The organism is Salinicola sp. MIT1003, assembly GCF_001858555.1.
In the GTDB taxonomy this organism is placed as follows: Bacteria; Pseudomonadota; Gammaproteobacteria; order Pseudomonadales; family Halomonadaceae; genus Salinicola; species Salinicola salarius.
On record NZ_MCAP01000055.1, the window covers coordinates 77554 to 92756 of the forward strand.

General features: G+C 62.0%; 13 protein-coding genes. 9 read left to right on the forward strand and 4 right to left on the reverse strand.

Features of this window, described 5'->3' with window-relative positions; translation table 11 throughout:
- The first annotated feature begins 118 nt into the window (after window positions 1-118).
- The 4 genes from BC443_RS14625 to BC443_RS14640 all read left to right on the forward strand — a co-directional run bounded on the left by BC443_RS14625 (window position 119) and on the right by BC443_RS14640 (window position 4143).
- On the forward strand, window positions 119-1231 hold the full coding sequence (locus tag BC443_RS14625) for an extracellular solute-binding protein (RefSeq protein WP_071232570.1): 1113 nt from the start codon (window positions 119-121) through the stop codon (window positions 1229-1231).
- 94 nt (window positions 1232-1325) lie between these two features.
- A complete protein-coding gene (locus tag BC443_RS14630) occupies window positions 1326-2462 on the forward strand; it encodes an ABC transporter ATP-binding protein (protein ID WP_071232571.1) in 1137 nt (378 codons plus the stop codon).
- Window positions 2443-3330 carry an ABC transporter permease gene (locus BC443_RS14635; protein WP_071232572.1) on the forward strand — a complete coding sequence of 296 codons (888 nt, stop codon included), beginning with the start codon at window positions 2443-2445 and terminating at the stop codon, window positions 3328-3330. Before BC443_RS14630 ends, BC443_RS14635 begins: the two co-directional genes overlap by 20 nt.
- A 12-nt stretch (window positions 3331-3342) precedes the next feature.
- Entirely contained in the window at window positions 3343-4143 is an 801-nt protein-coding gene (locus tag BC443_RS14640; RefSeq protein ID WP_071232573.1) for an ABC transporter permease, read from the forward strand.
- A 25-nt stretch (window positions 4144-4168) separates the two neighbouring features.
- On the opposite strand, the gene plsB is transcribed toward BC443_RS14640, so the two are convergent.
- Complete coding sequence (gene plsB / locus BC443_RS14645) at window positions 4169-6589, reverse strand: glycerol-3-phosphate 1-O-acyltransferase PlsB (protein WP_071232574.1); 2421 nt, start codon at window positions 6587-6589, stop codon at window positions 4169-4171.
- A gap of 175 nt (window positions 6590-6764) precedes the next feature.
- On the opposite strand from plsB, the gene BC443_RS14650 reads away from it, so the two are divergent.
- Window positions 6765-7892: a phosphatidylserine/phosphatidylglycerophosphate/cardiolipin synthase family protein gene (locus tag BC443_RS14650; RefSeq protein WP_071232575.1), complete on the forward strand. Its 1128-nt coding sequence runs from the start codon at window positions 6765-6767 to the stop codon at window positions 7890-7892.
- A 27-nt stretch (window positions 7893-7919) separates the two neighbouring features.
- Here the strand turns inward: BC443_RS14650 and BC443_RS14655 are convergent, their stop codons facing one another.
- A complete protein-coding gene (locus tag BC443_RS14655) occupies window positions 7920-8597 on the reverse strand; it encodes a YecA family protein (RefSeq protein ID WP_071232576.1) in 678 nt (225 codons plus the stop codon).
- Between the two features lie 160 nt (window positions 8598-8757).
- On the opposite strand from BC443_RS14655, the gene BC443_RS14660 reads away from it, so the two are divergent.
- From BC443_RS14660 to BC443_RS14670, 3 genes are all read left to right on the forward strand, one after another.
- Window positions 8758-9336: a SprT-like domain-containing protein gene (locus BC443_RS14660; RefSeq protein WP_071232577.1), complete on the forward strand. Its 579-nt coding sequence runs from the start codon at window positions 8758-8760 to the stop codon at window positions 9334-9336.
- A 257-nt stretch (window positions 9337-9593) separates the two neighbouring features.
- Window positions 9594-11546 (forward strand): acetate--CoA ligase, encoded by a 1953-nt coding sequence (acs, locus tag BC443_RS14665; protein ID WP_071232578.1) that lies wholly within the window; start codon window positions 9594-9596, stop codon window positions 11544-11546.
- A 387-nt stretch (window positions 11547-11933) separates the two neighbouring features.
- Window positions 11934-12599: a response regulator transcription factor gene (locus BC443_RS14670; RefSeq protein WP_071232579.1), complete on the forward strand. Its 666-nt coding sequence runs from the start codon at window positions 11934-11936 to the stop codon at window positions 12597-12599.
- Between the two features lie 229 nt (window positions 12600-12828).
- On the opposite strand, the gene BC443_RS14675 is transcribed toward BC443_RS14670, so the two are convergent.
- On the reverse strand, window positions 12829-13467 hold the full coding sequence (locus tag BC443_RS14675; protein ID WP_071232580.1) for a hypothetical protein: 639 nt from the start codon (window positions 13465-13467) through the stop codon (window positions 12829-12831).
- A 91-nt stretch (window positions 13468-13558) separates the two neighbouring features.
- Complete coding sequence (locus BC443_RS14680) at window positions 13559-14023, reverse strand: heme-binding protein (RefSeq protein WP_071232581.1); 465 nt, start codon at window positions 14021-14023, stop codon at window positions 13559-13561.
- A gap of 101 nt (window positions 14024-14124) precedes the next feature.
- Here BC443_RS14680 and BC443_RS14685 point away from each other — a divergent pair, with 101 nt between their 5' ends.
- Entirely contained in the window at window positions 14125-14796 is a 672-nt protein-coding gene (locus BC443_RS14685) for a GntR family transcriptional regulator (RefSeq protein ID WP_071232582.1), read from the forward strand.
- The last annotated feature ends 407 nt before the right edge of the window (window positions 14797-15203 follow it).

Genomic DNA, 15203 nt, shown 5'->3' on the forward strand with positions numbered 1-15203 from the left:
GAAATGCCAATATGAAACGTCACGCTGTTGTAACAGGTCTGTCGTATAACAACGTTTTCCGCTAGCCGGTATTTTCGTCAATCCGAGCGGCGTTTGACAAACAACAGGAGACCTTTCGATGACCCTCTCCCGTCGTCGTTTCTTGCAGGGGGCTGCGGCTGCCGGTGCCGCCGCTTCGGTACCTTTCTATATCAATCGCGCCTTTGCCCAGGATCAGACACTGCGTATTTATGCCTGGGCGGGTTATTTCTCCGACGAGATGCTCGCGGACTTCACCGCCAAGACCGGCATCAAGGCAACCTTCACGCCCTACGGCACCAACGATGAGCTGATGAACTCGCTGCGGGCCACCGATGGTTCCGGCTTCGATATCATCATGCCTACCGTGGATCGTGTGCCGGGCTACCTGGATTACCAGTTGATCCAGCCGCTGGATACGTCGCGTATTCATTGGGATGGCTGCCTGGAAACCGCGATGAAGGGCTCGGAAGTCGGTGGCGTGGTCGACGGCAAGCGCTATTTTGCACCATCGGACTGGGGCACCGAGGCCATCGCCTACAATACCCGATACACGGATATCGACCGATCCCGATTGAGCTATGGCGATCTGTGGAACCCGGAAATCGGCCCCGGGGTAACCGTGCGGGCGCACTCCGCACTGGTCGGCATCGGCCTGTGGCTGGAAGGGCAGGGCAAGCTGCCACGGCCGTTGCTCGACTCGTTCAAGACCGAAGAGGCGATGCGCGCCAATTTCGATGTCATCCTGGCCGAAGCGCTCAAGCACAAGGACATGGTCATCCAGTTCTGGTCGACGGAGAACGAAGCGCAGGGTGCCTTCCGTACCAACGGCGCGCTGATAGGCCAGACTTGGGACAGCACCGCCTTCCGGCTGCAGAGCGAAGGCGAACCCATCGCGTATGGCGCGCCGAAGGAAGGTGCCATGGCGTGGATGGAAGGCTTCGTGATTCCCCGGAATGCGCAGAATATCGACGCGGTCTACGAGTTGATCAACTGGTACTACACCCCGGAAGCGGGGGCGATGTTCGTCAAGTCGACCGGCTACAACTCCACTGCCGTTGGCGCCGAGGAGCTGCTGCCCGAGGCGACCCGCCAGTTCTTCAAGGATTCCTACACCCAGCAGGACCTGGACAACCTCTGGTGGTGGCCGGTGCAGGATCCGTGGTACGTCGCGTTGCGTAACGAGTATCAGGATCGTTATCTGTCAGCGTAATCTTCGCTCTCGCCACGATTCCCCGCGCGAGACGACGCGGGGAATCGCCGAGATACCATGGATTCCGGTAACGATATCATTCCAAGAGGACGTCATGGACGGTCGCGTATCCTTGCGCCAGGTCGCCATGCGATTTGGCGATTTCACGGCGATTCAGCCGACTTCGCTGGAGATCGAGTCGGGCGAGTTCTTCAGCTTTCTCGGTCCTTCCGGCTGCGGCAAGACCACGCTGCTGAACATGATTAGCGGGTTTCTCACGCCCAGCGAAGGCAGCGTCGCCATCGGCGGCACGGATATGACCCGGGTGCCGGTCAACCGCCGCCCGACGGCGATGATCTTCCAGAATCTGGCGCTCTTTCCGCTGATGAGCGTTTACCAGAACATCGAGTTCGGCCTGGAGGTGCGGGGTATCGACCGGCAGGCGCGTCGCCGGCGAGCGGATGAACTGCTCGAGCTGGTGGCGTTGGCCGACAGTGGTGACAAGCCGGTCGCCGATCTTTCCGGTGGCCAGAAACAGCGGATCGCGATCGCGCGCGCCCTGGCCGTCGAGCCCCGGGTATTGCTGCTGGACGAGCCGCTGTCGGCGCTGGATCTCAAGCTGCGCCAGCATATGCGTACCGAGCTCAAGGCGATTCAGCGCAAGACCGGCATCACCTTCATCTACATCACGCACGATCAGGGCGAGGCGTTGACCATGTCCGATCGGGTCGCGGTGATGTCGGAAGGGCGCATCCAGCAGGTCGCCGACCCGATGACGCTGTATCGCCAGCCGAAGACCGACTTCGTGGCGAATTTCGTGGGCGAGAACAACCGGTTCCCGGGCCGTGTCGTGTCCCGGGAGCAGGGAATGGTGACGCTGGATGTGGGGCTGCCGGCACCGTTGGCAGGCCACGCGATGGACCCGCTCGAGCCGGGAGACGAGGCGACGCTCTATGTCCGACCGGAGCAGTGGCGCGTGGGGCCAGCCGACGACCAGCGCCTGCCGCTCAGCGGGGTGATCCGGACCGAGCACTTCGAAGGGGCGTGGCTGACGCTGGAAATCGCGCTGGAGCAGGGGCCGATGATCCGAGCCCAGGTGCCGCACGCAGCGGCAGGGGAATCTCTCGAGAGCCAGCTCGCCGTCGGTAGCGTTTGCCGGCTGGACTATGCGCCGAATCAGGCGGTGGTGCTGGCGGGTGCCGAGGCGGGTCAGCCGAGCGAGGAGGCCATCGATGTGGCAGCAACTGCGTAATCGCTTTGGTGTTCCGCTGACCATGGCCATCGTCGCGCTGCTGGGGATCTGGCTGATCGTGTTGGTGCTGCTGCCGCAATGGCAGATGATCGATTATTCGTTCCACCCATCGCTGCTGCCGGCCGAGCGTGGCGGGGTGAAGGACGTCTGGTCGCTGACCAACTACGCGACCTTCTTCAACAACGACATCCACCTCGCGATCTTCTTCAAGACGATCTGGTCGAGCGTTCTCGTCACCGCGCTGACGCTGATCGTCAGCTACCCGCTGGCCTATTATCTCGCCAAGGTCGCGACACCGGGGCAGGCGGCGCTGTGCCTGCTCTTGTTGATCATCCCGTTCTGGATCAACGAGATTCTTCGCACCTTTGCCTGGTACATCATCTTCGCCTTTCGCGGCCCGCTCAACGAGCTGCTGTTCGCACTGGGCCTGATCGATCGGCCGATCCGTTTTCTGAATGGCGATATCGGCGTGCTGGTGGGTATGGTCTACGCCTACATCCTGTTCATGGTCTTTCCCCTCTATAACGCCATCGAAAGCCTGGATTCCAACCAGATTCGGGCCGCGCGGGACCTGGGCGCAGGCTGGGGCCGCACCCATCGGCGAATCGTGATTCCCCACGCCAAACCGGGCATCGCCACAGGCTGCATCATGACGTTCATGCTGGCGGCCGGCAGTTATGCGGTACCGGCGTTGCTGGGTTCGCCGGGCAGCCGCTGGTTCACGCAGATCATCTACAACTGGTTCTTCGAAGGCGGTGACTGGAATCAGGGAGCCGCCTACGCCTTCCTGCTGCTGGTGCTGTGTATCGTCTTCGTCACCGTCATCATGCGGATTTTCAAGGTCGGGCTCGGCGACATTGCCAAATAGGAAAAGCGCTTCATGAGTTCATCGCGATTCTTCTCCTGGGCGCTCAAGGCCTACCTGCTGGTTTTCTTCGTCTATCTGTTCCTGCCGCTGGTGATCATGGCGGCGGCGACGTTCAACGAAAGCCGCTTTCCGACCGTCACGCCCTGGACCGGCACCACGCTGCAGTGGTTTTCGGCGCTGTGGGCCGATGGCGGGATGTGGAGCTCGCTGGTCAACAGCCTGCTGGTAGCCGTCGGCGTGCTGTGCCTGGCGCTGCCCATCGGCGTGGCGAGCGCGCTGTTCCTGACCACGGTCGAGGGGCGTGGCAAGTCCTTCATCTACGCGCTGATCCTGTCGCCGCTGTTGACGCCGGGGGTGATCATCGGCATCTCGACGCTGATCTTCTGGCGGAACTGGGGCGTGAACGGGGGCATCGCCTTGACCATCATCGCCCAGAGCGCCTTTATCGCCGCCTACGTCATGCTGATGGTGGCGGCTCGGCTTCAGCGCTTCGACCGCACGCTGGAACGCGCGGCCCTGGATCTCGGCGCCAGCCAGTGGCAGATGTTCCGCCGGATCCTGCTGCCGTATCTCAAGCCGGCCATTCTGTCGGCGGCGGTGCTGGCGTTCCTGCAATCGCTGGAGAACTACAACACCACGCTGTTCGTCGCCGGCTACGACACGACGCTGACGATCTACATCGCCTCCAAGGTTCGCACGGGGCTGACCCCGGCGGTGAACGCGCTGGCGCTGCTGATGATTCTTTTCACGGTGGGAATGGCGGTGATCTACGAACTCAAGCGCCGGCGCGAGGCCGCGCGGCGCCTGGTCTGACAGGCCGTCGGAGAAAAAGCGAGGCCTACTGGCGCGTCAGCCGCACCAGGCGGTGGCGCAGCTCCGGATCGAACAGCGCCCGGCTGCGCCGCTGCAGGCGCGGCAGCGATTCTTCGTAGAAGAGATGCTCGTTCTCGACGCGTAGCCAGCCTTGCTGTTCGAGCGTGTCCAGCAATCCGCTGAACAGACGCTTGTCGAAGAACTCCGGGGCGTTGAGCCCAGCCAGCAGGGTCAGGCGCTCGGCCAGTTGACGGCTGTGTTCTTCCAGCACTTCCCGGGTCAGCTCGCCGCTGGGATAGCGCAGCAGTGATGCCAGCAGCAGATAGGCGCGCTCCAGCGTGGGCTGCACCGGTTGCCCCAGCAGTCGCAGGTGTTCGCTGGATTCGAGATGCCCGGGCTGCCGGCGCCAGCCGTTGTCGGTGGCTTGCAGCAGGCCTTCTTCCGTCAATACGGCGAGGGTATCCGCCAGGCGCTGTCGTGGATCGTCCGGTGGCGCGAAATAGAGCTCCTGCGCCAGCAGCGGCCAGGCCGGTGTCAGCAGCGCGTCGAGATCGTCGAGCGAGAAGGCGGCGTTGTTGCGGAAGGCGAATGCCACCAGCCCGAGATGCATGAACAGATGGAGCACGTTGTTGCGATACCAGGTCAGCAACGTCGCCTGCTCCGGGCGTGCGGTGATCAGTTCGCCGAGTGCCTGGGGCTGGCGCGTGACGAAGCCCAGAGTCACGGCGTGATCGATCCACTCCGCCGGTTCGCCCGTCGGCAGCCGGCAGCGCTGGCTGCCGGGCAGGTGCTTCTGGAGCCTGACCAGCAGGCCGATGTGGTGAGCCAGCAGGTCGGATTCGATGGTGTGGTGCGGCGTCGCCAGCAGCGTCATCGCTACCAGCGAGACGGCATTCAGGCTGGCGGCGTCGTTGATCCGGCGCGCCAGCGTTTCGCCCAGCAGCGGAACAGCGCGATTCAGCCACGCCGGGCGTGTCGAAGCGGGCTCGACTTGCCAGTCCGGCACCGTTTCGTTCAGGAAACTGGCCAGCGATAGCGGCTCCCCCACGCTGACGGTGACGCGGCCGTGAGGCTCGCGGAGATGCTTGAGCACACGCAGCAGATCGAGCGGAGACTCCTTCTTCTTGCGGCCGCCGCGAAGCTCGCGCAGATAGCTGCCGCTCTCCAGCACGCTTTCGTAGCCGACGTAGACCGGCACGAAGGCGACATCCCGGATCGCGTCCCGCGCGAACGAGCGCAGCGTCATCGCCAGCATGCCGGGGCGGGGCGAGAGCATCCGCCCGGTCCGCGAGCGCCCGCCTTCGATGAAGTATTCCACCGGATGACCCCGGGCGATCAGCCGGTGCAGATACTCGTTGAAGACGGTGGCGTAGAGGCGGTTGTCCTTGAAGCTGCGGCGCATGAAAAACGCGCCGCCGCGCCGCATCAGCGCGCCGATCACCGGCATGTCGAGATTGCGTCCCGCAGCGATGTGCGGCGGCATCAGGCCTTCCCGGTAGAGCACGTAGGAGAGCAGCAGGTAGTCGATGTGACTGCGATGGCAGGGGACGTAGATCAGCGTGCGCTCGCCGGCGATCGCCTTGACCGCGTCCAGCCCGTGGACATCGACGCCGTCATAGAGACGGTTCCACAGCCGTTTGAGCATTTCATAGAAGAAGCGCAGCACCGGATACGACATGTTGGAGGCAATTTCGCGGGCGTAACGCTCGGCGCGCCGGCGCTCGCGTGCCGGTGTGCTGCGATTGGCTTCGGCCGCCTCGAGCACGGCTGCCCGCACCGGCTGGCTGTCGACCACACCCCGCACCAGTGTGCGATGATGCGAGATGTCCGGCCCCAGCACCCGGGCGCGAATGCGGCGGAAGTGAACGCGCAGCACCCGGGCGACCTTGCGCTGGGTCAAGGTGACGGCGGGATCGTCGATCAGCGGCCGTAGCCGGATCGGCTCGCCGAAATGTGCCTCCAGGTGGCGGCCGTTGACGATCACCGAGAGCAGCCGGCGCAGACGCCCGCTCCAGGCCCAGTCGTCCGCGGCCAGCATCTTCCAGAAGCCGAAGTCCTTGCCCGGGGCGCGGCTCCAGAACACGCTGACCGGCACCAGTTGTGCGTCCAGCGTGGGATCGGCCTCGAGCGCATCCAGCAGCTGCTGCAGATGTGCCGAATGCTGGCCCCGGACCTTGCCGCGACTGCCTCGAAGACGCGGCAGGGCGAAGCAGGCCGGTAGCCCGCCGTGGCCGAAGGGATGCCATGCGTCGGCGTCGGGAAGATCGAGATCGCGGCTCAGGCGTTCGACGGCGAGTTCGTCGGTCATCGAAGGGCGAGCGATGACATAGAATGTCGGCAGCGCGGAATCGAGCTGGAAGGGCTCCGGCTCGACCAGGCGAAAGGCCAGCCAGCGATCGAGCACGCGACCGACCAGACGGTGCCACAGTCGTTGAAGTTCAGTCACGGTCGTTGGTGTCCCATAGTCATTGAAGCCCCAGGAGTGCTGGCATCGAGGCAATTTCCCTGCAAATCCCCGAGTATAGCGACAAGCCCAGCCGACAGCGATGACCCGGAACGGTCGCTTTCCTTGGCGCCGCAAACGTGCGTCAATCATTGGCGGGCAAGGAGAAGAGCAGTTGATGCGAGCGACATGGAAAGATGGCAACCGCTTCGAGCTGTTGCCGGAAGGAAAACGTTTCTGGCCGGCCATGAGAGAGGCCATCGAAGACGCCCGGCACTATTTGTGGATCGAACTCTATCTGATGGAGTCGGGTTCGCTGGCCGAACGTTTCATCGACGCGCTGACGTCGGCGGCAGCGCGTGGGGTCGAGGTCAAGCTGATGCTCGATGGCGTCGGCAGCATGGGCCTGTCGCATGGCGATCGACGGCGACTGCGAGACGGCGGCGTCGAGCTGCGATTCTTCAACCCGCTGGCGGTGACGCGGCTGGGCGGCAACCTGATGCGCGACCATCGCAAGCTCGTCATCGTCGATGGCGTCACGGCCTTTACCGGCGGCTTCGGTATCGTCGACGAGTTCATCGATGCCTGGTACGAGGTCGCGGTGCGTATTCAGGGGCCGGTGGTCGAGGACTGGATGCGGCTGTTCGCTCACGTCTGGAACTCGCCGCTGACGCGCGGGGATGGCACGAGAACGCGTCTGACGCGACCGTTTCCAGGGGCGTCGGTGCCGGCACCCTTTGCCGACGGCATGAGAGGGCGGGCCATCTGGGGGCGCGGACATCGCTATCAGGCGATTCGTCTCTCGCTGCAGGGGCGCATCGGTACGTCTCGCCGCAGGCTCTGGCTGTGCACGCCTTACTTCGTGCCGACGCTCAGCCTGCGTCGGGCGCTGGCGCGCGCTGCCCGCCGCGGCATCGACGTACGCCTGTTGCTGGCCGGTGGCGGGCACCATGACCATCCGGGCGTGCGCTACGCCGGGCAGCGGTTTTATCGCCGGCTGCTCAAGGCGGGGGTCAGAATCTACGAATTCCAGCCCAATTTCATCCATGCCAAATTCAGCGTCGTCGACGACTGGGTGTCGCTGGGGTCGTGCAACTTCGATCACTGGAGCCTGCAGTGGAATCTCGAAGCCAACCAGGAAGTCGACGATGCCGAATTCGCGGCCGAGGTCGCCCAGCTCTTCGAGCGCAACTTCGCCGCCAGCGAACATATCGATGCCGAAAGCTGGGCCCGGCGCTCGTGGGGCCAGCGGGCGAGAGAGTGGCTGTTCGGTACGCTCAATGCCTGGGTGACACGACTCAAGTAGCGCCGAGATCCGGCGCTGATTCAGACCCTAGCGCTTACGCCCAGGCTTGCGCCCGCCGGATGTCTTGGCGGCGCTCTTTCCTTTGCCCTTGGGCGGCTCCGGCGGCACCTGGAAATGCAGGTAGAGATCCAGCGTCAACTCGGGAAGCTGGCCTGCCAGGGCGGCGAACTGTGCGTCCTCGGCGACCATCTCCGCGATCTCCGGCTCGTCGTCGAACAGGCCGGACAGCGCCATGAACGGCAGCAGCAGGGCGGCCACATGCGATTCGTCCTGGGAGAACCAGGCCGCCTCGTCGAGAAAGACGCCTTGCATGAATCCGGCGCACCAGTCCTCGATGGCGGCGGCCATCTCGCCTGCTTCATCCAGCTCGGCATCGAAGGGCAATTCGACCCAGTGGCCACGCTCCAGGATGCTGGCGGCGTTGGCCTTGAGCGCTTCCAGCAGACCGAGAATCTCGTCGCGCTCGGCGGTATCGTCGAAAGGAGGCTCCCCCTCGAAAAGCTCGGCGATCCACTGCTCGGGAGCGATATCCCGAGGCGAGACGGCAAGCGCCACCAGGTAGCCGTGGGCGCTGATGACATCCGGCGCCTCTTCGCCGAGACGTTCGGCGTTCAGGTAGTCGTCGAGGCGCGCCAGCGCGTCGTCATCCAGCGGCGGTTGGCTCTCGACGGCATCGTCCGGTCGTTCAGACGAGAGTTCAGGCATGAGGGCGCTCCGGATCAAGGCGAAGATAATGAATGTGCGGCCGATACGAATCTGGGATCGATACGAACGTGCGGCCGATACGAACGTGTGACCAACGGGAATCCATGGCAAGGATCAGCGGGCTGGACGCCCGTTCCTGTCATCGGCATTCTATCATCCCATGATCGATCTGCGTTCTTCCCCCGTTTCCCCCGCCCTCGGCGAAAGTGATGCCCTGGCGCTAGAGGCGCTCGACGAGGCGTCGCTGGAAAGCCGACTGCTACAGCGAGCCGACGCCGCCTGGCGGCTCGCCTGTGAGGTGCACCCGGCGCTACCCCGGCCCAGGATCTGGTTCGATCTGCGGGGCCGGAGCGCCGGGCAGGCGCATTACCAGCGTGGCGGGCTGCGTTTCAATCGGACGCTGCTGCACGAGAACCGGCAGGCTTTCATGGACGAGATCGTGCCCCACGAGATGGCACACTGGCTGGTCTTTCATCTGGAGGAGGGGCCGAAAGCCCGACCCCACGGGCGCGAGTGGCAGACGGTGATGCGAAAGCTCTATGGTCTGAAGCCGGCCGTCACGCATCGCTTCGATGTCGCCCGTGCCAGCCCGGCGCCTTATCTCTATCGCTGCCGCTGCGAGACGCTGCATCGCTTCACCGGGCGGCGCCACTCCCAGGCTTCGAAGAAGGGCGTGAGCTATCGCTGTCGTCACTGTCGAACGACGCTGACGTTTGCCTACCGGGAATCGCCGGAATGACGCCGACGGAGCCTGTCGAGCTCTCTTTCCCGTTCGAATTTCGCCGGCCTCTGGCGACCTTGCCGTCTCGATTGGCGCGCGTTCGGCATCATCGCGGCAGGCGAGCGACACGCGGTGATACGAAGGTCTAATAGGGGGTGGCCGGTGCCGCCGTTATATGCTGACTCACTCGAGCGTCGATGGTCTATCGCATTGAGCCAGTTGGGCTTTCACCGTCGAACGGGTAAGAACATAGTCATCAACAGGGAGACTGGAGCATGAGCGAACAGCAGCGCGTATATCCTGTCGATAAGCGCTTGGCAGCCGATGCCTGGGTCGATCGCGATCGTTACGAGACGCTCTATCGCCAGTCTGTCGAAGATCCCGAAGGCTTCTGGCGCGAGCAGGCCGAAAGCCTGAGCTGGAGCAGGAAACCGGCTACCATCAAGAACACCTCGTTCGCTTCGAACAATGTCGATATCCGCTGGTTCGAGGATGGCGAGCTCAACGTCGCCCACAACTGTCTGGACCGCCATCTGGAAACCCGGGGCGATCAGCCGGCCATCATCTGGGAAGGCGACGATCCCGCCGATCACAAGACCATCACCTACCGCGAGCTGCACCAGCGTGTCTCGCAGCTCGCCAACGGCCTCAAGTCCCTGGGGGTCGGCAAGGGCGACACGGTCACGCTCTACATGCCGATGGTGCCGGAGGCGGCCATGGCGATGCTCGCGTGCGCCCGCATCGGCGCGGTGCATTCGGTGGTGTTTGGCGGCTTTTCGCCGGATGCCCTGGCGGGGCGCATCGTCGATTCCCGATCCCGCGTCGTCATCACTGCCGACGAGTCGGTCCGCGGTGGCAAGCAGATACCGCTCAAGGACAACGTCGATGCGGCACTGACCCGAGAGGGAACCGACGTGGTCGAGTCCGTGCTGGTGGTCAAGCGCACCGGTGGCGACATCGAGTGGCATGAAGGTCGGGATCGCTGGTTCGATGAGGTCGTCGATCCGCAGTCCACCGACTGCCCGGCCGAGACGATGAATGCCGAAGACCCGCTGTTCATTCTCTATACTTCCGGGTCGACGGGGACACCGAAAGGGTTGAAGCACACCTCCGGCGGCTACCTGCTCTATGCTGCGCTGACCCATCGCTTGGTCTTCGATTACCACGATGGCGAAGTCTACTGGTGTGCCGCCGATGTCGGCTGGATCACCGGGCACAGTTATATCGTCTACGGGCCGCTGGCCAACGGTGCCACCACGCTGATGTTCGAAGGCGTGCCGACCTACCCCAGTCATGGCCGCATGGGGCAGGTCATCGACAAGCACAATGTCTCGATTCTCTATACTTCGCCGACGGCCATCCGTTCGCTGATGGCCCATGGCGAACATATTATGGATGACAGCACGCGCAGCTCGTTGCGCATCCTCGGCTCGGTGGGGGAACCGATCAATCCGGAAGCGTGGGACTGGTTCTACCGCGTCATCGGCAATTCCCGCTGCCCGATCATGGATACCTGGTGGCAGACGGAAACCGGCGGGCACATGATCACGCCGCTCCCTGGCGCCACCGATCTCAAGCCGGGCTGCGCCACCAAGCCATTCTTTGGCGTGCAGCCGGCGCTGCTGGACAACGACGGCAAGCGATTGGAAGGCGCGACCGAGGGTAATCTGGTCATCCTCGACTCCTGGCCCGGGCAGGCGCGTTCCATCTGGAACAATCACGAGCGTTTCGTTCAGACCTACTTTTCCACCTACGAAGGGGTCTACTTCACCGGGGATGGCTGTCGACGCGATGCCGACGGGGATTACTGGATCACCGGGCGTATCGATGATGTGCTGAACGTTTCCGGACATCGCATGGGAACGGCAGAAATCGAGTCGTCTCTGGTCGCTCATCAATTCGTGGCCGAAGCGGCTGTCGTCGGCTATCCGCATGACATAAAAGGTCAGGGAATTTACGTCTATGTCACGCTAAACGATGACGTCGAACCCAGCGATGAGTTGAAGCAGGAACTCAAGCAGTGGGTACGCAAGGATATCGGTCCGATCGCTACGCCCGATGTGATCCAATGGGCACCGGGACTTCCGAAAACCCGCTCCGGCAAGATCATGCGCCGTATCCTGCGCAAGATCGCTGCCGATGAGTGCGACGGGCTGGGTGATACCTCTACACTCGCCGATCCCGGCGTCGTGGAGGAACTGATCGAAAATCGTCATGTACGTTCCTGATTCGCCATTTCAGACTTTGAAATGGATCTTTGGGCCAATCATCGTGGTGGCGGTTATATAACTGGTTAATTTGATTGACCGTTACTCATACCGATTGATGATTGTCGTTCGATCGTCTTGAAAGAGGCTTTCCTCCTGGTACTTTTCGTGCCACTCCAAAGGGAGGGAAGCACGCCAGCTTTCCAGGACGATCGAACTTTTTTTATGTATTCGTGGCGTATTCTCCCATTGGCTGTTCGGGGATTTTTTTCCCGATGATTTGAAACTTGGGATTCCACGAGTGCATGGGGTAACATGCCGTTAATCAATAGTTGAACCATCTTGTCTGGATGGCGATAGTGGACCGACTATCTCGCCACATATCTCGACAGCGCCGGAGGAGAATCAATGGCTTTTGCCCAGAAATTCATCGTTGCCGATGACCACCCACTCTTCCGGGCGGCGCTCAATCAGGCATTGCGACAGGTGTCGCCGCAAGCAGAAATCGTCGAGGCGGACACCATGGAGGCGACGACGGAGGTCGTCACTCGACATCCCGATGCCGATTTGATCCTGCTCGATCTACACATGCCTGGCGCCCACGGCTTTTCGGGGCTGATCCAGCTGCGCGGACAGATGCCGGACATTCCGGTGACGGTGGTGTCCGGCAGCGAAGAGGTGGATGTGGTCCGCCGTGCCATCGATTATGGCGCTTCGGGTTTCATTCCCAAGTCCGCTTCTCTCGACATCATCGCCGAAGCGATTGGAGAAGTGCTCAAGGGAGAAGTGTGGCTGCCCCCCGAACTGGCGGATGCCATGGGCGAGGGCAGCGAGGAGGATGCGCGCTTCGCGGAGGCGATCGCCTCGCTGACGCCCCAGCAGTTTCGCGTGCTCAACATGTTGACGGAAGGGCTGCTCAACAAGCAGATCGCCTACGAGCTCAACGTATCGGAAGCCACCATCAAGGCCCACGTGACCGCGATCCTGCGCAAGCTGGGGGTTCACTCCCGTACCCAGGCGGTCATTGCCGCACAGAAACTGGAAATCGAACCGCCCAAGGTGACCGACAACTAACCGGCAACTACCCGACGACTCAAGGCGCCTTCGATCCGGATAGCGAAAGCCGGTCGAAAGCCATCAACGAAAGCCATCAAAAAAAGCCGCCCATGCTCGACGAAGCATGGGCGGCTTTCTCGTTCAGGAAATGCCCTGACGCGGGCTTTCGAAACGGGCTTTCAAAACGGGCTTTGGCGTGAATTGACTGCCTTGGTGAACGTGACCGACCCGAAAGGCCGGCCGGAACTCAAGCGGGGGGCGAACGCCGGTTGTCGCGAAGCCGCCTGGCCAGCAGCAGCAGTTCCAAGCTGGCAAAAAGCAGCAGACTGTAACCGGCCAGTTCCGTGATCTCTTCCGCGGCGTCCTTGACGATGCGCAGGTAATGTTCGCCCATCAGGGCTTGCCACAGTTCACTACGCCCATAGAGGCGCGAGAACACATAGGTCGTGAGAAACCCGCCCGCGAACAGCCCGAATCCCAGGCTGTTGGCAATCAGCGAAAACTCTTCGAGAAAGTCGCGTCTTGCCCGTATCACCAGCGCCAGGGCCGGTAGCGCCAGAAGTACCACCAGGCATTCCCAGGCGCCATCGAAGGCGTAGGCATCCAGCCACTGGTCGTTCTCCCGCACGAAGGATATCGCGAAGAATGCAGCCATCAGCAGGCTGACGCTGCGCAGGACTCTGTAACGCTGGCGAATGACCAGCATCAGAATCGTACAAAGCAGTAGCAGCGCAGCCTGGGTGAGTTCCGTCAGCGAAGTCTCGCTGAAATCGGGGGCGCCCGCATGTCTGGCGTCCACCGTCATCACTATCTGCATGAGCCCGGCCAGGATCAGGACGTAGATGCCGGCCCTCAAGGCGACTGCGCGAAAGGAGAGAATAGGCATGATGAATTCCTGACAGCTATTGATAGCTGGCTAAGAATATCAGCCTTAATGTTCTTAAGAAACGCTGTTTCGTAAAAGATTTAAGATTTTCTTAATTTTCCGGCGCAAGACCGGCCTTCAGGCTGGCCGCTTCGATTCCAGCAATCGCCGCTCGCTCATCGTTGTCGGAACTGTCACCGCTGACACCGACGGCACCGATGACGCGCTCCTGCTCATCGAGAATCAGCACGCCGCCGGCCACGGGGATGAATTCGCCCTGGGACGCCGAGGCGACCGCCGACAGGAATGCCGGCCGTGCCTGATTCCGTTCACCGATCGTGCCGCTGGACAAGCCGTAGCCCAGGGCGGCCTTGGCTTTGCCATGCGAGACGGCCAACCGTAAAGTGGCGCAGCCATCGGCTCTGTCGCTGCTGATCGGATACCCGCTGGTATCCATGACCGTCACGGTGATGGGGTTCATCGCCTGCGCTACCGCATGGGCCATGGCGGCCTCGATGATGGTGCGGGCTTGCTTCAGCGACAATGTCTGGTGAGTGAGATAGACGTTACGAGCCATTTTGATCTCCATTCTCTATTCTGTATTCATAATTCATTTCCGGTGGCGTCATCCATGCGCCATTGGGAGAATGGCAACATCGAACCTGTTATGAGTGCTTCATGAACAAGATTCAGCAAAACACCCTGTACGGCGAGGCAGCCGCCCGCATCCGGGACATGATCAACGATGGAACCCTGCTCCCCGGCACGCGGATCCCGGAAAAGCAGCTATGCGAGCAGTTCGGTGTCTCGCGGACGCCGCTTCGGGAAGCGCTCAAGGTACTGGCGTCCGAGGGCATGGTCGAACTCCTGCCCAATCGGGGGGCGCGTGTCGTGCGATTGACGCGCCAGATGCTGGAGGAAACCTACAGCGTGATGGGCGCGCTGGAAGGGCTGTCCGGCGAATTGGCGTGTCGCTACATTACCGAAGAGGAGGTCGCCGACATCCAGGCGCTGCACTACCAGATGATGGCGCACTACAAGCGCAAGGAAATTGGACCTTACTTCGAGCTCAATCACCGCATTCACGATGCCATCATGCTGGCAGCTCGCAACGAGGTACTGCGGGAGACCCACAGCAGCTTGAACTACCGCATTCAGCGGGTGCGCTATTCCAGCATGATCGATGAGTACTGGGACCAGGCCGTGGCCGACCATGAAGCCATGATCGAATGCCTGCTGGCCCGGGACGGAGAACGGCTCGGCAGCATCCTGCGAGAGCATCTGCGCCATAAGCTGGTCGTGGCGGCCGCGAGCGGCGTGATCGGGGACGAACGAGCGGCGGCTGGCTGAACGTCCCGTCTTCGTCCTTCCGACTCTGGAACCCTCTCGCTGGCGTTCGCTGCAGCGACTCGTTATACCCCGCTTCGATACGTATTCTTTTCACGGCGATGTCGTCCTGACATTGCCGTCTGCTCCCGGTGTCATCGGACGCCAGCGTCGTCGCGCCCGATAATTCAAAATGAATTCATTGTGTTGGCGACATGACCCCACTCGTTTTTCGGTAACCGGCTAATTTTAAATGCTTCACGTTGAGACTTTACGCCAATAGACAAAGGGTGAATTGGTTCTATTTGAATTATGAATTCATAATCCACTGGCAAGATCCCGAGGTGCTCGCACTGCGGGGTAACGATCGGGGGCAGCACGAAAGTGCAGGCGATTGCCTCCGGTCCATCGTTCAGGCGAGCCAATATAAA